Annotated in this window: 18 protein-coding genes and 1 riboswitch; of the genes, 9 read left to right on the plus strand and 9 right to left on the minus strand. The window is 71.6% G+C overall.

Annotated features, from left to right (window positions below; translation table 11 throughout):
* The first annotated feature begins 167 nt into the window (after positions 1-167).
* Together B4K29_RS09395 and B4K29_RS09400 are read left to right on the plus strand one after the other, a co-directional pair.
* Positions 168-2,387: a HelD family protein gene (locus B4K29_RS09395; protein ID WP_286967129.1), complete on the plus strand. Its 2,220-nt coding sequence runs from the start codon at positions 168-170 to the stop codon at positions 2,385-2,387.
* A gap of 45 nt (positions 2,388-2,432) precedes the next feature.
* Positions 2,433-2,765: a chorismate mutase gene (locus B4K29_RS09400; RefSeq protein ID WP_019284974.1), complete on the plus strand. Its 333-nt coding sequence runs from the start codon at positions 2,433-2,435 to the stop codon at positions 2,763-2,765.
* Positions 2,766-2,858: 93 nt separating this feature from the next.
* Here B4K29_RS09400 and B4K29_RS09405 read toward each other — a convergent pair whose 3' ends face one another.
* From B4K29_RS09405 to B4K29_RS09425, 5 genes are all read right to left on the minus strand, one after another.
* On the minus strand, positions 2,859-4,151 hold the full coding sequence (locus B4K29_RS09405; protein ID WP_029210791.1) for an adenylosuccinate synthase: 1,293 nt from the start codon (positions 4,149-4,151) through the stop codon (positions 2,859-2,861).
* 78 nt (positions 4,152-4,229) lie between these two features.
* Entirely contained in the window at positions 4,230-5,228 is a 999-nt protein-coding gene (locus tag B4K29_RS09410; protein ID WP_029210792.1) for a helix-turn-helix domain-containing protein, read from the minus strand.
* A gap of 324 nt (positions 5,229-5,552) precedes the next feature.
* Positions 5,553-5,978: a DUF3151 domain-containing protein gene (locus B4K29_RS09415; protein ID WP_019284977.1), complete on the minus strand. Its 426-nt coding sequence runs from the start codon at positions 5,976-5,978 to the stop codon at positions 5,553-5,555.
* A gap of 12 nt (positions 5,979-5,990) precedes the next feature.
* The gene (gene fbaA / locus B4K29_RS09420) at positions 5,991-7,019 is read right to left on the minus strand and encodes a class II fructose-bisphosphate aldolase (RefSeq protein ID WP_029210793.1); all 1,029 of its coding nucleotides are present in this window, start codon (positions 7,017-7,019) and stop codon (positions 5,991-5,993) included.
* Between the two features lie 351 nt (positions 7,020-7,370).
* A complete protein-coding gene (locus B4K29_RS09425; protein ID WP_286967130.1) occupies positions 7,371-8,078 on the minus strand; it encodes a TrmH family RNA methyltransferase in 708 nt (235 codons plus the stop codon).
* Positions 8,079-8,208: 130 nt separating this feature from the next.
* Here B4K29_RS09425 and B4K29_RS09430 point away from each other — a divergent pair, with 130 nt between their 5' ends.
* Positions 8,209-8,889, plus strand: coding sequence for a DedA family protein (locus B4K29_RS09430; RefSeq protein ID WP_286967207.1), 681 nt, complete (start codon positions 8,209-8,211; stop codon positions 8,887-8,889).
* Positions 8,890-8,978: 89 nt separating this feature from the next.
* Here the strand turns inward: B4K29_RS09430 and B4K29_RS09435 are convergent, their stop codons facing one another.
* From B4K29_RS09435 to B4K29_RS09445, 3 genes are all read right to left on the minus strand, one after another.
* The gene (locus tag B4K29_RS09435; protein ID WP_286967131.1) at positions 8,979-9,836 is read right to left on the minus strand and encodes a LemA family protein; all 858 of its coding nucleotides are present in this window, start codon (positions 9,834-9,836) and stop codon (positions 8,979-8,981) included.
* A 145-nt stretch (positions 9,837-9,981) separates the two neighbouring features.
* Entirely contained in the window at positions 9,982-10,551 is a 570-nt protein-coding gene (gene pyrE / locus B4K29_RS09440; protein WP_286967132.1) for an orotate phosphoribosyltransferase, read from the minus strand.
* Positions 10,552-10,588: 37 nt separating this feature from the next.
* Positions 10,589-11,365, minus strand: a complete 777-nt coding sequence (locus B4K29_RS09445; RefSeq protein WP_286960119.1) for an SDR family NAD(P)-dependent oxidoreductase — start codon at positions 11,363-11,365, stop codon at positions 10,589-10,591.
* 48 nt (positions 11,366-11,413) lie between these two features.
* On the opposite strand from B4K29_RS09445, the gene B4K29_RS09450 reads away from it, so the two are divergent.
* The gene (locus B4K29_RS09450; RefSeq protein ID WP_286960472.1) at positions 11,414-12,208 is read left to right on the plus strand and encodes an exodeoxyribonuclease III; all 795 of its coding nucleotides are present in this window, start codon (positions 11,414-11,416) and stop codon (positions 12,206-12,208) included.
* A 22-nt stretch (positions 12,209-12,230) separates the two neighbouring features.
* Here B4K29_RS09450 and B4K29_RS09455 read toward each other — a convergent pair whose 3' ends face one another.
* Entirely contained in the window at positions 12,231-12,677 is a 447-nt protein-coding gene (locus B4K29_RS09455; protein WP_286960471.1) for a hypothetical protein, read from the minus strand.
* Positions 12,678-12,826: 149 nt separating this feature from the next.
* Positions 12,827-12,925, plus strand: a riboswitch (TPP riboswitch).
* Between B4K29_RS09455 and thiM the strand changes: the two genes are divergently transcribed.
* The 5 genes from thiM to B4K29_RS09480 form a co-directional block, all read left to right on the plus strand.
* Positions 12,915-13,739, plus strand: coding sequence for a hydroxyethylthiazole kinase (gene thiM, locus B4K29_RS09460; protein ID WP_286967133.1), 825 nt, complete (start codon positions 12,915-12,917; stop codon positions 13,737-13,739). (Overlaps the previous riboswitch by 11 nt.)
* On the plus strand, positions 13,736-14,458 hold the full coding sequence (gene thiE / locus B4K29_RS09465; protein ID WP_240483942.1) for a thiamine phosphate synthase: 723 nt from the start codon (positions 13,736-13,738) through the stop codon (positions 14,456-14,458). The genes thiM and thiE overlap by 4 nt, the downstream gene beginning before the upstream one ends.
* The gene (thiD, locus tag B4K29_RS09470; protein ID WP_029210803.1) at positions 14,455-15,276 is read left to right on the plus strand and encodes a bifunctional hydroxymethylpyrimidine kinase/phosphomethylpyrimidine kinase; all 822 of its coding nucleotides are present in this window, start codon (positions 14,455-14,457) and stop codon (positions 15,274-15,276) included. Before thiE ends, thiD begins: the two co-directional genes overlap by 4 nt.
* Before the next feature lie 3 nt (positions 15,277-15,279).
* Positions 15,280-15,927 (plus strand): thiaminase II, encoded by a 648-nt coding sequence (tenA, locus tag B4K29_RS09475; protein WP_029210804.1) that lies wholly within the window; start codon positions 15,280-15,282, stop codon positions 15,925-15,927.
* A gap of 95 nt (positions 15,928-16,022) precedes the next feature.
* Positions 16,023-17,349 (plus strand): alanine/glycine:cation symporter family protein (locus B4K29_RS09480; protein WP_286967135.1); only part of this gene is annotated, 1,327 nt, incomplete at its 3' end.

The following is a 17,349-nucleotide window of genomic DNA, read 5'->3' on the forward strand; positions in this document are numbered from 1 at the left end:
ATAGATCCACCGTCCGCCCTGTTCGACGTTCTGTCAATATCGAACGGTGAACATCTGTTGTTCACACCTACGTGGTCCGGCAACGGGCGGACGCGACTAGAGTGGATGGTTCCGTGGTCGCGCCCCCGCGACCCGCACCGACACGAGATCAGCAGGTGAGAGCACACGTGACGGATGCCGAGCAGACCCCCGCCACCCCGGCGGAGGAGGCCCTGCGCGCCGAGCTGGCGGTCGAGCAGGAGCACGTCGACCGCGTCTACACCGAGCTCGAGCGGGCGTCCGTGCGGGCCCGGCTGCTGGAGACCGAGGGGCTGAGCCGCGGGCGCACCGACCGGGTCGGAGACGTCCGTGACGAGGAGGCGTCCGCGCTCTTCGAGCGGGACGCCCTGATGTTCAACGCCGCTCGCCGCCGCGCCTCGCTCGACAGCCAGCACGAGGGCCTGGTCTTCGGCCGGCTCGACATCGATCACCCCACCGGCCCCGGCGAGGGACGCGAGGTCCGCTATGTCGGACGGCTCGGCGTGCGCGACGAGGAGTACGAGCCGCTCGTCATCGACTGGCGCGCCCCGGCCGCCGCCCCCTTCTACCGCTCCACCCCCGTCGAGCCCATGGGTGTCCTGCGCCGCCGCGTGCTGCGGTGCCGCGGCCCGCGGGTGATCGGCGTGGAGGACGACCTCATGGTGCCCGAGGCGCCGGACGACATCGTCGTGATCGGCGACGGGGCGCTGATGGCCGCCCTCACCCGCTCGCGCGGCGCCCGCATGCGCGACATCGTCGCGACGATCCAGCAGCACCAGGACGAGGCCATCCGCGCCAAGGCCTCGGGGGTCACCGAGATCACCGGCGGCCCGGGCACCGGCAAGACCGTCGTCGCGCTGCACCGCGCGGCCTACCTCCTCTACTCCGACCGTCGCCGCTTCGAGAGCGGCGGGGTGCTCGTCGTGGGCCCGAGCGCCGCCTACACGGCCTACATCGAGCGCGTGCTGCCGTCGCTCGGTGAGGACTCGGTCTCCCTGCGGGCGCTCGGCGACCTCGTCGACGGCATGTCGACCGACCGCGTCGACTCCCCCGCCGCGGCGGCGATCAAGGGCTCCCTGCGCATGCGCTCGGTCCTCGCCCGCGCCGCTCGCGGCCGGGACCCGTTGGCCCCCACGGAGTTCCGCGCCATGATCTCCGGCCACCCCGTCCGCCTCGACGCCAGCGCGCTCGACCGCGTCCGCCGCCGGGTCCTGCGCCACCAGCGCCGCAACGGCTCGTGGGACGCCGCCGGTGAAGCCCTCGGCGAGGCCGCCTGGGCCACCGTGCACGGCGGGGACCGCGAGGAGTTCTTCGACGCCTACGACGACCACCTGGAGGTCGACGCCTTCCTGCGCGAGTGGTGGCGTCCCGTCGACCCTCGCGAGGTCCTGCTCTGGCTGGCCGACCCCGAGGTCCTGGCCCGGCACGCGCGCGGGATCCTGTCTGACACCGAGCAGGCGGAGGTCGTCGCCTCGATGCAGGTCGCGCTCCGCACCGGCACCTGGTCGGTGGCCGACGTCGCCCTCGTCGACGACGTCGCGGCCCGCCTCGGCCCGGTCGTCGAGCTCGAGCAGGAGGAGCGCGGCTTCTACGAGATCGAGGAGCTGGACGCCACCGAGCGCCACGGCGTGCAGGAGGTCGTCGTCGGCCGTCAGCGCCTGGCCGCCGTCGAGCCCCGCGCCGAGCTCGCGCCCGCCACGGCTCGCGAGCGCCTGCTGTCCGGGCGGATCGGCGACGTCGACGAGTACGCCCACGTCCTCGTCGACGAGGCCCAGGACGTCTCCCCTATGCAGTGGCGGTCCCTCGGCCGACGCGGCCGCTGGGGCTCCTGGACCGTGGTCGGCGACGCCGCCCAGGCGTCGTGGCCCGACCCCGTCGAGGCGGCCGCGGCCCGCGAGGAGGCCTGGGGCGACAAGGAGCCCGCGCGCTTCCACATGACGACCAACTACCGCAACGCCGCCGAGATCTTCGACTACGCCTCCCGCGTCATCCGCGCCGCGGTGCCGGACGCCGACATCCCGCAGGCCGTCCGCGAGACCGGCGTCGACCCGGTCGACCTCGACGTCCCCCGCACAGCACTCGCCGAGCAGGTGGTCTCGGCGGCCCGAGGGCTCCTCGACGAGGTCGACGGCCTGGTGACGGTCATCCTGCCGGCGTCCTGGGACGTGCTGCGCCCGGCGCTGGAGCCGCTGGGAGACCGCGTCGTCGCCATCGACCCGCTGTCCACCAAGGGTCTCGAGTACGACGCGACGGTGGTCGTCGACCCGGACGCGATCGTGGCCGAGACCGCGGGCGGCATACGGACCCTGTATGTCGTGCTGACGCGCGCAGCCCACCGCATGACGGTGATCCGCCCCGACACACGCTGAGACGGGGCTACCCGCTCACGGGGTGACAGGACAGACTCAGGCCCCATGAGCGAGCAGGACCACCGGTCGACCGAGACGGCGGGCGACGACCCGGTCCTCGCGGCCTACCGACAGAGCATCGACAACATCGACGCCGCCCTGATCCACATGCTGGCCGAGCGGTTCAAGGTCACGCAGAAGGTCGGGGAGTACAAGGCGACCGCTGAGCTGCCGCCGGCCGACCCGTCCCGGGAGGAGCGGCAGATCGCGCGCCTGCGCCGCCTCGCCGAGGCCGCCGAGCTGGACCCGGAGTTCAGCGAGAAGTTCCTGCGCTTCGTGATCGACGAGGTCATCCACCACCACGAGCGGATCCGCGAGCGCGAGCACCGCGACCGCTGAGACCCCCCGCCCCAACACGCAAGATCGTGAGTGTTTCGTCCAACATCCTTGGACCAAACACTCACGATCTTGGAGGGGGTAGAGGGCGGCCGATCAGTCGCGGCCGAGCAGGTCGTGGCGCACGACCACCTCGTCGCGACCCGGCCCCACGCCGATCACCGACACGCGCGCGCCGACCTGCTGCTCGACGAACTCCACGTAGCGGCGGGCGTTCTCGGGCAGCTCGTCGAAGCTGCGGCAGCCGGTGATGTCCTCCTGCCAGCCGGGCAGGACCTCGTAGACCGGCGTGGCGTGGTGGAAGTCGCTCTGCGACACCGGCATCTCGTCGACGCGCTCGCCGTTGATCTCGTAGGCCACGCACACCGGGATCTCGGCGAAGCTGTCGAGGTTGTCGAGCTTGGTGATGACGAAGTCGGTGACGCCGTTGATGCGCGTGGCGTAGCGCCCGATGACGACGTCGAGCCAGCCGATGCGCCGCGGACGGCCCGTGGTCGTGCCGAACTCGTGCCCGATCTCGCGCAGCCGGTCGCCGACCTCGTCGTGCAGCTCGGTCGGGAAGGGCCCCTCGCCCACGCGCGTGGTGAAGGCCTTGAGGATCGCGATGACCCGGTCGATGCGGGTCGGCGGGATGCCCGCGCCGGTGCACGCTCCGCCCGCGGTCGCGTTGGAGGACGTGACGTAGGGGTAGGTGCCGTGGTCGACGTCGAGCAGGGTCGCCTGGCCCGCCTCGCAGAGCACGACCTTGCCGGCGTCCAGCGCCTCGGAGATCTCCAGCGAGGTGTCGGCGACCATGGGCCGCAGCCGGTCGACGTACGAGAGGAGCTCCTGCACGACCTCCTCGGCCTCGATGGCCCGGCGGTTGTAGAGCTTGGTGAGCACCTGGTTCTTGGAGACCAGCGCGGCCTCGACCTTCTGCCGCAGGATCGACTCGTCGAAGAGGTCCTGGACGCGGATGCCGACGCGGTTCATCTTGTCGGCGTAGGTCGGGCCGATGCCCCGGCCGGTGGTGCCGATCTTGCGCTTGCCGAGGAAGCGCTCGCCGACCTTGTCCATCGTCGTGTTGTAGGACGCGATGACGTGGGCGTTGGCGCTGATCCGCAGGCGGGAGGTGTCCAGGCCGCGCGCCTCGAGGCCGTCGAGCTCCTCCATCAGCACGGACAGGTCGACGACGACGCCGTTGCCGATCACCGGCGTGACGCCGGGGGTGAGGATGCCCGAGGGCAGCAGGTGCAGGGCGTACTTCTCGCCGTCGATCACCACCGTGTGGCCGGCGTTGTTGCCGCCGTTGAACTTCACGACGTAGTCGATCTCGGAGCCGAGCAGGTCAGTCGCCTTGCCCTTGCCCTCGTCGCCCCACTGCGCCCCGACCAGCACGATGCCTGGCATGTCAGATAGTCGCCTTCCCTGCTTCAGGTCCGCACGAGACAGGCGCCCGTGCCCCCCGAGTTTACGCGACCGGCCTGTTCAGGGACGTTGCCGACCCGGTATGCCGCCGCTCCCGGCCGCCCGCCGGGCCACCGCCATGCCGAGCTGGAACCGCGTCTCGACGCCCGCCTCGTCCATGAGCAGCGCCACGCGTCGGCGCACCGTCCGCAGGGACACCCCCAGGTGGCGCGCGATCACCTCGTCCTTGTGCCCGGCGGCCAGGAGGGTGAGCAGCCGGCGGGTGTCGCCGTCGTCGGCCGCGGCGTCCGGCGGAGGCTGGCCGGCCTCCCACGCGAGGTCGAAGAGCCGCTGGAACGCGGCGACCAGCATGGGGTCCCGCACCTTGACGTAGTCCGCCTCCAGGCTCCCCCAGTCGGTGGTGGCGAGCACGAGATCGTCGCCGAAGACGACGAACTCGCTGAGCGGCTCGCGCACGAGACGCTGCTCCTCCCCCACCTTCGCGAACCGCGCCATCCACATCCGGGAGGACGCCGACGCGATGGCGGCCATGGGATACAGCGAGCGCATCGACCGGCCCGACTCGATGGTGCGGCGGGACAGGTCGAGGACCTGCTCGATCCCGTCCGGGCTCCAGTCGGCGGTGATGGCCGACGAGCGGATCACGCCCGTCGTGGTCTGGATGCCCTCCAGCACGACGCCCGTCATGAGGTCCGCGGGTACGACCTCCCAGGTGGGGCGGCGGACGCCGGATCGCGCACCGGTGTGGTCCACCGCGAAGTGCGCGATGGCGTTGCGGGTGCGCTCGAGGTTGCCCTGGCGCCGGCGCACGTCGTGCAGGCCCGACTCCACGAGCCTGCCGATGGCGGCGCGAGGGTCGTCGGCGTCCAGCATCCCGTCGGCCGTCTCGGTGACCAGTCCCCGGTCGACCAGGTGCGCCGCCGCCGACCGGACCGCGTCCTCCGACCACCCGAGCCGGCCCGCCAGCTCGTCGACGCTGACGGGGGCGCTGCGGAGCACTCGTCGGTAGAGCCGCTCGGCATCGCGATCGATGTCCAGGGAGCTGAGGAAAGAGGTCATCGCACCTGCTCAGGAAGGGTGTTACAGATTCTTCTTGGCAGGTTAGTGCCATTGGCCGAAAAGCGACACCCGAGCACGCTACGTTGCGACATACTGGGGACAACGCGAACGAACGACACGCGATGTGACTGAGCACCACGTCGTGATCGATCGCGGACACGAGGCCACGCGCTTGATGGCGGCGCAAGCCTCACAGGGGGAACAGGTGCCGGGGCAGGGGATGCCCCGGCACCACCCATGTCCAGACCGTATGACGAGAGCGCGCCCTCCCGGTGAGACCGGGAGGGCGCGCTCTCGTCATACCTGTGTCGGCAGACGGCAGGGTCACTCCTGCGGAGGGACCAGGCCCATCTGGCGCGCCGCCTCCATCGAGGAGTCGCGCAGCAGCTGGGCGCAGCGCTCCCGCTCGTCCTCCTCGCCGATGGCGTCCGCCGCGTAGGCGAGCGCTGCGACGGCACAGAGGAATCCGCGGTTGGGCTCGTGCTCCCAGGGGACCTCACCCTGACCGCGCCAGCCGGCGCGACGCAGCGAGTCGAGCCCACGGTGGTAGCCCGTGCGGGCGTAGGCGTAGGCCTCGACCGGGCGCCCACCCTGCAGGGCGGACTCCGCGAGCGTGGCCCAGGCCAGCGACGAGGTGGGGTTGGCCGCGGCCACGGCCATGGCGTCCTGCCCGGACGCGAGCGACGCGGCCGCCGGGTCCACCGGCAGCCGCGTCGGCTCGGGCCCCAGCAGGTTGGGGCGCTCAGTCATGCAGTCCTCGACTCACTTGTGGGTGCCGGCGGAACGCAGGTTCTCGCAGGCCTCGATGACACGGCGGGCCATGCCGGCCTCCGCCTCCTTGCCCCACGCGCGCGGGTCGTACTGCTTCTTGTTGCCGACCTCGCCGTCGATCTTGAGGACGCCGCTGTAGTTCTTCAGCATCCAGTCGGCGACCGGGCGCGTGAAGGCGTACTGGGTGTCGGTGTCGACGTTCATCTTGATGACGCCGTAGTCGACCGCGTCCGAGATCTCCTGCGGCAGGGAGCCCGAGCCGCCGTGGAAGACGAGGTCGAGCGGCTTGTCGCCCTTGTCGGTGCCGTACTTGGCGACGATCGCGTCCTGGCACTCCTTGAGGATCTCGGGGCGCAGCTTGACGTTGCCCGGCTTGTAGACGCCGTGCACGTTGCCGAAGGTGAGGGCGGCCATGTAGCGGCCCTTCTCGCCCAGGCCGAGCGCCTCGACGGTCTTCAGCGCGTCCTCGGTGGTGGTGTAGAGCTGGTCGTTGATCTCGTTGGCGACACCGTCCTCCTCGCCACCGACGACACCGATCTCGACCTCGAGGACGACGTCGAGCTTGTTGCAGATCGCGAGGAGCTCCTGGGCGATCTCGAGGTTGCGGTCTAGCGGCACGGCCGAGCCGTCCCACATGTGCGACTGGAAGATCGGGACGCCGTACTTCTCGTAGTTGGCCTCCGACGCCTTGAGCAGCGGGCGGACGAAGCCGTCCAGCTTGTTCTCGGGGCAGTGGTCCGTGTGAAGGGCGATGTTGACGTCGTAGTTCTTGGCGACCTCGGTGGCGTAGGCGGCGAGGGCCAGGGACCCGGTCACCATGTCCTTGATGGTCGAGCCGGAGAGGTACTCCGCGCCGCCGGTCGAGACCTGGAGGATGCCGTCGCTGCCGGCCTCGGCGAAACCGCGGATCGCTGCCGTCGCGGTCTGGGAGGAGGTGACGTTGATGGCCGGGTACGCGAAGGAGCCAGCCTTCGCGCGGTCGAGCATGTCGCGGTAGACCTCAGGGGTTGCGATGGGCATGTGCGGGTTCTCCTTCGGTTGGGCTGTCGGTGACCGGCACGGGGCCGGAGGCACGTTCCCATCCTTCCATCACCGGGCCCAGGACGGCGACCGGCCCCCGCAGGGGTCCACCTGGTGGGCGCGAAACGCCACGGGACGGACACCCGCGAGGGCCGGGACGGTGCTGCACATGCTGCTGGGCACAGTGTGGTGCGCAGGGTGCTGGACACAGTGGTGCGCGATGCACCTCCCCCTCTGGTGCATCGCGCACCTCCAGGCTAGGAGACCCTCACCCCCACGCACATGGGTATCCGTACCTACCCCAGGTAGTCACATCCGCCCGACTTCGCACCCCAGGCCGATGGACCTACCTCAGGTAGTCACATCCGCCCACCTTCGCACCCACGCGTGCATCGCGATCGCGGCAGCCGCGCCGGCGTTGATCGACCGCGTCGACCCGAACTGCGTGATGTGCACGACGGCGTCCGCGGCGTCCAGCAGCTCGCTCGTCAGCCCGGGCCCCTCCTGCCCGAACGCCAGCACGCACCGCCGCGGCAGCTCGAAGGTCTCCAGCGGCACGCTCCCGGACACGTTGTCGACCGCGATCAGCGGTATGCCGTCCCGCCCGCTCTCCAGCGCGTCACGCTCCTGCGCGCGGCACCAGGCGACGAGATCGGCGACGTCCGGGTGGTGGATCTCGTGCTGGTAGCGGTCTGTGACCATCGCGCCGCGACGGTTCCAGCGGCGACGGCCCACGACGTGGAAGGCAGCGACGTTGAACGCGTTGCCGGTGCGGATCACCGACCCGATGTTGAGGTCGTGCTCCCAGTTCTCGACGGCGACGTGCAGCTCGTGCCGCGTCTCGTCCAGCGCCGCCACGATCGCCGCCATCGTCAGGTAGCGGAAGCGGTCCTCCACGTTGCGGCGGTCGCCGTCCCGCAGCAGCTCCGGGTCGTAGCGGGGGTCCGGTGACCCGTCCGGCCGCGTGGGCCAGGGTCCCGGCCAGGGCCCGACACCGATCGCCGCCGCCCGCCCGCCGCCCGTCGTCGCGTCTCCCCCGCCGGATGCCTGATCGCTCACGGGCGGCAGGCTATCGGCATACGGCCTCGGTCCCCGCCCGGCGAGGGAGCGGCCGGGTCGAGGAACCCTCCCGCCGCCACAGCGGTGCGACAGCGGGGGGACAGGAATCCCCCGTACCCTGGTCGGCGTGATGATCCCCGAGCTGATGTCCTCCCTGAGCTGGATGGACCCGCAGTACCTCCTCGACAACTACGGCAACGCCTTCTTCTGGCTCTCCATGGCGATCGTGTTCGTCGAGTGCGGCCTGCTGTTCCCGATCCTGCCGGGCGACTCGCTGCTCTTTGCGATCGGCATGTTCATCAAGCGCGGAGACGTCGACGTCCACCTGGGCCTCGCCCTGGCGCTGCTGTCGATCGCCGCGTTCGCCGGCAACGTGGTGGGCTACGAGATCGGGCGGGCCATCGGGACCCCGCTCTACAACCGCGACGGGCGCTTCCTCAAGAAGAAGTACTTCGACCAGACCATCGCCTTCTTCGACCAGTACGGCAACAAGGCGCTGGTCATCGGTCGGTTCGTGCCGATCGTGCGGACCTTCATCACGGTCGTCGCGGGCGTCGGCCAGATGGACCGCAAGCGGTTCTTCACCTGGTCGGCGGTCGGCGCGGCGCTGTGGGCCTGCGGCGTGACCCTGCTCGGCTACTTCCTGGGCGCCATCCCCGCGGTGCAGAACAACCTCGAGACAGCGATCCTGCTGATCGTCGCCATCTCGGTGCTCCCCATGGTCTTCGAGTGGTGGATGCACAAGCGCCGCAAGGGCCGCGCAACCATCGACCCGACGCCGGGCGCGGGCAGCACCCGCCACGAGGCCTGACTCGGCGCCCACCCGCCGACCGACGACCGCCGCGACGGCGAAGGACGCCCACCCCCTGGATCGGGGGTGGGCGTCCTTCGTGCTGGTGACTACTGCTGGGGCTTGTCCGGCTGGGTGGACGGCCAGTTGAGGGCGCCGCCCTCCTGGTGCGGGTTGGTGTCCGGAACGCCACCCTGACGACCGGCGCCCTGGGCGTTGTCGGCGGCACCGGCGGGCAGGCCGCCGGCCGGGGCGTGAGCGCCCTCCGCCGTGCCCGGCTGACCGAGACCGGGCGTCTGGGCAGGCGCGGCCGGCTGCGCCGGAGCGGCCGGGGTCGCGCCCTGCGAGGGTCCGCCGTGCTGCGGCTCGGGGGCGGACTCGTAGGTGCGCGGCGAGTTGGTGTCGAAGTTGACCTGCGGGGTGCTGCGCGCCTGCGCCTCGGCCTCGAAGTACTGCTCCTGGTGGATCCCGAACTGCTTGGCGATCATGTTGCTCGGGAAGGACTCGACCTTGGTGTTGAGCTCGCGCACCGTGGCGTTGTAGTAGCGGCGCCCGGAGGCGATGCGGTCCTCGGTGGAGGCGAGCTCCTGCTGAAGGGCCAGGAAGTTCGAGTTGGCCTGGAGCTGCGGGTAGGCCTCGGCGACGGCCATCAGACGGCCGACGGCGCCGGTGAGCTGCTGCTCCGCGGCGGCGGTCTCGGCGGGGCTCCCGCCGGCGCTGACGGCGGCGGACCGCGCGCGCATCACGTCGTCGAGCGTGCCGCGCTCGTGAGTCGCGAAGCCCTTGACGGTCTCGACGAGGTTGGGGATCAGGTCGTGCCGCCGCTTGAGCTCGACGTCAATCTGGCGCCAGGACTCCTGCGTGCGGTTGCGCAGCCCGATGAGGCTGTTGTGCATGCCGACGAGCCACATGACGATCAGGGCGATGATGACGAGCAGGACGATCAGCGTGATGAGGACGGGTGTCACGTCGGCTCCCTCCAGAGCGGGACTGAGGTCGTGATCAGCCTAGTCGGCCGATCACGGCGGTTGACCGTATGACGAGCCGCCGCCCTCCGGCGTTCCCTGCGGCACCCGGCGGCCGGGACCGCCCCGACGGTCAGGTGGCTGACGCTCAGGCGAGGCCGAGCTCCTCCAGGGAGTAGACGTGGAGGTAGGGCACGCCGGCCTCGTCCTGGATGCGCTCGCCGGCGCCGGTCGCGCGGTCGGCGATGGTGGCCACGGCCACCACCTCTGCCCCGTCCTCGCGGGCGGCGGCGACGGCGTCGAGCGGCGAGCCGCCCGTGGTCGTGGTGTCCTCGACGACCAGCACGCGACGACCGCGGATCGACGGACCCTCGATGCGCTGCTGCAGGCCGTGCGCCTTGCCGGCCTTGCGGACGACGAACGCGTCGAGCCTCTCGCCTGCGGCGGCGGACGCGTGCAGCATCGACGTGGCGACGGGGTCGGCGCCGAGCGTGAGGCCGCCCACGGCGTCATACGCGAGGTCCTTGGTGAGGTCGCGCATCACGATGCCGACCAGGGGCGCCGCCTCGCCGTCGAGGGTGATGCGCCGCAGGTCGACGTAGTAGTCGGCCTCCTTGCCGGAGGACAGCGTGACGCGACCGTGGACGATCGCCTTGTCCTTGATGATCTCGAGCAGGCGGGCGCGGGCGTCGGCGGGGTTCGTGGGCGCGGTGTTCATGAGGCCCCAGCCTAGTTGCGGCGCGGCGGGGGCGGGCTCAGCGGGCGGTGCGGCGACCCGAGGCCAGGCGCCCACTGACCCGGCGGACGATCCCCCGCGGCGCCACCTGGACGATTCCCACGACGGCCTTGTAGACCCCGCCGGGCACGCTCAGCGCACGACCGCGGGCGACGTCGTCCAGGCAGTCCTGCACGAGCCGGTCGGCGTCGAGCCACGCGGCGTCGGGCAGGTGGGACATGTTCATCGAGGCCCGCTGGTGGAACTCCGTGTGCGTGAAGCCCGGGCACAGCGCCGTGGCGGTGACCCCGGTGCCCTGCAGCTCGTTGGCCAGGCCCTCGGTGAAGGTCGTGCACCACGCCTTGGCGGCGGAGTAGGTCCCCATCTGCACGAACGACGCCACCGACGAGACGTTGACGACGGCCCCGCGCCCCCGCTCGCGCATCGCCAGCGCCGCGGCCTGCGACACGACGAGCACCGCGCGGGTGTGGATCATCAGGTGATGCTCCTCCCGCTCGATCGGGGTGCGCAGGAAGTCGGTCTTGAGGCCGTAGCCGGCGTTGTTGACGACGAGGTCGACAGGCCGTGCCTGGTCGGCGACCCGGTCGGCCACCCGCTGCAGCTGGTCGCGCTCGGCGACGTCCGCGACGAGGATCTCGCAGCTCGTGCCGTGCAGGTCCCGCAGGTCGTCGGCGACCTCCTGCAGCCGGTCGCGGTTGCGGGCGACCAGGACGAGGTCGTGGCCGCGGCAGGCCAGCTCACGGACGAAGGCCAGGCCGATGCCGGCGGACGCGCCGGTGACGAGTGCGGTTGCCATGAGCGACAGCGTAGAGGCTCGGCCAGGCGCCTCCGGTAGGTTGGCGAGGTGCGCATCGCAACCTGGAACGTCAACAGCATCCGGACCCGCGTCGACCGCGTCGTCGCCTTCCTCGAGCGCCACGACGTGGACGTGCTGGCCATGCAGGAGACCAAGTGCAAGGACGCGCAGTTCCCGATGCTGCCGTTCGAGCAGGCGGGCTACGAGGTCGCCCACCACGGCCTCAACCAGTGGAACGGCGTCGCCATCGCCTCTCGCGTCGGGCTCTCCGACGTGCAGGTCGGCTTCGAGCACATGCCGACCTACGGCGAGCCGGAGTCGGTCGCCGAGGCGCGGGCGCTCGGAGCGACGTGCGACGGGGTGCGCGTCTGGTCGCTCTACGTCCCCAACGGACGCGAGCTCGGGCACCCCCACTACGCCTACAAGCTCGACTGGCTCGCCCGGCTCAGGGCGGACGGCGAGCGCTGGCTCGCCGAGGACCCCGCGGCCCAGGTCGCGCTCATGGGTGACTGGAACGTCGCCCCGCAGGACGAGGACGTCTGGGACATGGCCTTCTTCGAGGGCAAGACGCACGTCTCGGTCCCGGAGCGCGAGGCCTTCGCGGCCGTGGTGGCCGCGGGCTTCGCCGACGTGGTCCGGCCCTACACGTCCGAGCCCCGCACCTACACCTACTGGGACTACACCCAGCTGCGCTTCCCCAAGAAGCAGGGCATGCGCATCGACTTCTGCCTGGCGAGCCCCGCGCTCGCGAGCCGGGTGACCGGCGCGTCCATCGACCGCGAGGAGCGCAAGGGCAAGGGCGCGAGCGACCACGCCCCGGTGATCGTCGACCTCGACGCCTAGGGGTATCGCCCCGGGCAGCGCCTCAGGCGACGAGCTCCAGCCTGGGGAGCAGGTCCACGCCGTGGGTGCCGACGACGAAGCACCCCAGGTCGATCACCCCTTTCTCCTGCCAGCACCTTTGGGCGACCTCCTGCCACGCGCGATCGGCGGCGATCGCGTGCGCCGGCCCGGGCCGCACGAGCAGGGTGGCGACCGTCGCATGCTCACCCACCACCTCGGCGACCGCCTCGAGGAGCACTCGCACGTGGGCGGGATCGCAGGGGGACGGCAGGTCCCGGAAGGACATGGGGGCGACGAGATGCCCGTTGAGGTCGCCGATCAGGACGGCGACGTCGTGGTCGCGCGGCCCGGGCGGCGGCATCGTGGCCTGGATGGCTCGCCGCAGATGGGTGACGTCGCGCATCGAACGTCCCTCGAGCATCTCGTCGAGCGTGAGCGGGATGCCAGCGGTGGTGGGTGTGGTGTCCATGCAGCGATCGTCACGAGCCGCGGACCCCGGCACCACCCCCTGCCCTCGGCCTGTGGACGACGACGCGGATCCACGCGTCGACGGCCGGGCCTGTGGACAACGGCCCGTCGGGTCCCCTGGCCCACACGTCGACCGCGTCCGTTAAGGTGCGAGGAGACGCGGGGTGCCTGGCCGTCGGCCGGGCTGAGATCACACCCGTCGCACCTGATCTAGGTCGTGCTAGCGAAGGGACGTCGTATGACGGACGCATCCGTGGACCCGGTGACCGCAGTCACCCCCGACGGGGTGGCCGAGGCGCTCGCCCGGCTCAGGGCCACCACGCCGCTGGTCCAGAGCCTCACCAACATCGTCGTGGCGCAGTGGACGGCCAACGTCCTGCTGGCCGCCGGCGCCGCCCCCGCCATGGTGGACAACCCCCACGAGGCGGAGGCCTTCGCCCGGGTCGCGGGCGGCGTGCTGGTCAACACCGGGACGCCGTACGACGACACGACGGCCGCCATGCGGGCCGCCGTCACGGGCGCGCGGGCCACCGGCACGCCCTGGGTGCTCGACCCGGTCGCCGCGGGCGGCCTGGCCTGGCGCACCGAGGTCGCGGTCTCGCTCATGGACCTGCACCCGCCGACGATCGTGCGCGGCAACGCCTCCGAGATCGCGGGGCTGCTGGGCGGCATCGGTGGCCGTGGGGTCGACAGCGCCGACTCGCCCGAGGAGGTCCTCGACCGCGCCCGCGAGCTCGCCACCTCACGCAGCACCGTCGTCGCGGTCAGCGGCGCCGTCGACCACCTCACGGACGGCGAGCGCCTGGTCCGGGTGCACAACGGCGACCCCGTGATGACCAAGGTCACCGGGGTGGGCTGCGCCCTCGGCGCCCTGATGGCGGGCTTCGCGGCCGTGTGCGACGACGCCCTGCTCGCCGCCACCAGCGCGACGGCGCTGCTGACGGTGGCCGCCGAGCGCGCCGCCCGCGCTGCTCGGGGACCCGGCAGCTTCGCGGTGGGGCTCCTCGACGAGCTGAGCCTGGTCACCCCCGACGAGCTTGCCTCCGGCCTGGTGCTCTCGTGACCGGCCCCCTTCGGTCCGTCCTCGAGGGACGCGACCTGGACCTCACGCTCTACCTCGTCACCGACACGGCCATGTGCGGCGGCGACGACCAGGTCGCGCGGGTCGCCCGCGCCGCCGTCGACGGCGGCGCGACCCTCGTGCAGGTGCGCGACCCCCGGGCCGACGACGAGCGGATCCTGCGCCTGACGCGGTCGGTGATCCGGGCGCTCGAGGGCACCGGCGTCCCCGTCGTCATCAACGACCGGGTCGACCTCGTCGAGGCGGCCGGCGCCGCGGGCGCCCACATCGGCCAGAGCGACCTGTCCCCCGAGCGGGCGCGCGAGCTCCTCGGTCCCGACCGCCTCCTCGGGCTCTCCTGCCAGACCCTCGCCCACGTCGAGGCGGCCCGGGCCCTGCCCGAGGGCACCGTCGACTACCTCGGCCTGGGACCGGTGTGGGAGCAGGCCACCAAGCCCGACGCCGCGACCCCCGCCGGCCCTGAGGGCATCGCGGCGCTCGTGGCCGCCAGCCCCTGGCCGACGGTCGCCATCGGCGGCATCGACGCGTCGCGCATCGGCCTGCTCCCGGCCACCGGCGTCGATGGAGCCGCCGTCGTCAGCGCCGTCTGCGCCGCGGCCGACCCCCGCGAGGCGACGGCCACGCTGCTGGCCCGGTGGCGCGAGGCGGCGGAGCGGCATACGGCCCAGGCACCCGACCGACCTCGGGGAGAGGCGCGATGACCGCCCCGCCCAAAGTCCTCTCCATCGCCGGCAGCGACCCCTCGGGCGGCGCCGGCATCCAGGCCGACCTCAAGACCTTCTCCGCGCTCGGCGCCTACGGCATGTGCGTCATGACGGCGCTCACCGCGCAGTCCACCCAGGGCGTGACCGGGGTGCACGCCGTGCCCGCCGACTTCGTCACCGCCCAGCTGGAGACGCTGCTCGCCGACATCACCCCTGACGCCGTCAAGATCGGCATGCTCGCCGACGCCGAGGTCACCGCGGCCGTCGGCCGGGTGCTGCACCGGCTGCGCGCCGAGGAGACGGACGAGACACCGATCGTGCTCGACCCCGTCATGGTGGCGACCAGCGGCGACCGGCTGCTCGACGAGTCCGCCGTCGCGGCCGTGCGCGAGCTCGTCCCGCTCGCGAGCATCATCACCCCCAACCTGCCCGAGGCCGCGGTGCTCCTCGACACCGAGCCCGCCGGCAGCGTCGACGAGATGGTCGACCAGGCGCGGGCGCTCGTGGCGGCCGGAGCACGCCGCGCCTACGTCAAGGGCGGTCACCACACGGGCACCGAGCTGGCCACCGACGTGCTCGCCGACCCCCGTGGCCAGGTGCTGATCACGGCCGAGTGGGTGGCCACCCGGCACACGCACGGGACGGGGTGCACCCTGTCCTCCGCCCTGGCGGCCCTGCGGCCCCGGCGCCCCGACTGGGAGACGACCTGCCGCGACGCCAAGGCCTGGCTCACCGGGGCGCTGCGGCACGCCGACGAGCTGCAGGTCGGGCACGGGCACGGCCCGGTCCACCACTTCCACGACGTCTGGAGCTGACCGATGACCTTCACCACCGATGCCTGGGCGCGCACCGCCGACGTCCGGTCCGCGATCGACGCCCTACCGTTCGTGCAGGGCCTGGCCGACGGCACGCTCGACCGCGAGCGCTTCACCTACTACATGGCGCAGGACGCGCTCTACCTCGCGGACTACGGCCGGGTGCTCGCGACCCTCGCGGGGCAGGCCACCGACCCCGACGAGATGCTGTTCTGGGCGGAGTCGGCCCGCACCACGGTCGTCGTCGAGCGGGAGCTGCACGGCGCGCACGTCGCCGACCTCGCGGCCGCGCGCCGCTCCCCCAGCTGCCTGGCCTACACGTCCTACCTCTCGTCGCTGACCACCCAGGGCTCGTATGCCGCGGCCGCAGCCGGCGTGCTGCCCTGCTTCTGGATCTACCAGGACGTGGGCGACCACCTGCTGAGCCAGGCCGGCTCCCTCGACGCCCACACCTACGGCGACTGGATCGGGATGTACTCCGACGAGGAGTTCGCCGCCTCGGTGGGCCGCGCCAAGGCGATCGTCGACCGGTGCGCCGAGGGCGCCGACGACGCCACCGTGGAGCGGATGCACGAGGCGTACTCCACGGCGGCGCGCTACGAGTGGATGTTCTGGGACGCCGCCTGGCGCCGGGAGACCTGGCCCGTGTGACCCGGGTCGCACATTCGGGGCACTGCATAGGCATACGCACCGGAGTAGCCTGAGCTCGGACCTCGACGCACCACCCCATCCAGGAGCTGAACCCCGTGGACCCGCTCAAGCTCAACGAGACCATCAACAGCTTCGTGTGGGGGCCGGTGATGCTGGTCGCCCTCGTCGGCACCGGCGTCTACCTCACGGTCCGCACCCACGTTTTCCAGGTGCGCAAGTTCGCCTACACGATGCGCATGACCATCGGGAGCGTGATCGGGCGCAGGGCCAAGGGGGCCGACGACACCAACATCAGCGGCTTCCAGGCCGTCTCCACCGCCCTGGCCAGCACCGTGGGCACCGGCAACATCGTCGGCGTCGCCACCGCCATCACGGTCGGCGGGCCCGGCGCGGTCTTCTGGATGTGGGTCAGCGCCTTCTTCGGCATGATGACCAAGTACGGCGAGATCGTCCTCGCGTTGAAGTACCGCGAAACCAACGCCGAGGGGCAGTACGTCGGCGGCCCGATGTATTACATCAAGAACGGTCTCAAGCAGCCCTGGCTGGCCTACGTCTTCGCGATCTTCGCCACCCTCGCGACCTTCGGCATCGGCAACATGACTCAGGCCAACTCGATCGCCGCCGCCATGGAGAGCAGCTTCGGTCTCAGCCCGGTCGTGGTCGGCATCGTGCTCATGGCCTTGACCGCCATCGTGATCCTCGGCGGCATCAAGACCATCGCCCGGGTCACCGAGAAGCTCGTCCCCTTCATGGCCGTCTTCTACGTCCTGCTCTCCCTCGTCATCCTCGTCCTCAACGCCGGCCAGCTGCTGCCCATGCTGGCGCTCGTCGTCGAGGCGGCGTTCAACCCGCAGTCCGCACTGGGGGGAGCCACCGGCTTCACCATCGCCAAGGCGATCCAGATGGGCATCGCCCGTGGCGTCTTCTCCAACGAGGCCGGCCTGGGCTCCGCGCCCATCGCCCATGCCGCCTCGAACACCAAGGAACCCGTGGCGCAGGGCCTGTGGGGCATCTTCGAGGTCTTCGTCGACACCATCGTCATCTGCACGATGACCGCCTTGGTCATCCTCACGACGGGCGTGTGGCGCGGCACCGAGCAAGGATCGGCCCTGACCATCGCGGCCTTCAATCACGGCCTGCCGGGCACGATCGGCGGGATGGGCCTCACCATCGGCCTCGCACTGTTCGCCTACTCGACCATCCTCGGCTGGTCCTACTACGGCGAGAAGAGCCTGGAGTTCCTGTTCGGGCGCACCGGCGGCACGAAGTACGCCATCCTGACCTACCGGCTCGTCTTCATCGCCGCGGTCTACGCGGGGTCCGTGGGCGGCCTGCACGCTATCTGGGCGATCGCCGACACGCTCAACGGCCTCATGGCCATCCCCAACCTGATTGCCGTCCTGCTGCTGTCGGGCGTGATCA

The organism is Arsenicicoccus sp. UBA6765, from assembly GCF_002453335.1.
Classification (GTDB): domain Bacteria; phylum Actinomycetota; class Actinomycetes; order Actinomycetales; family Dermatophilaceae; genus Arsenicicoccus; species Arsenicicoccus bolidensis.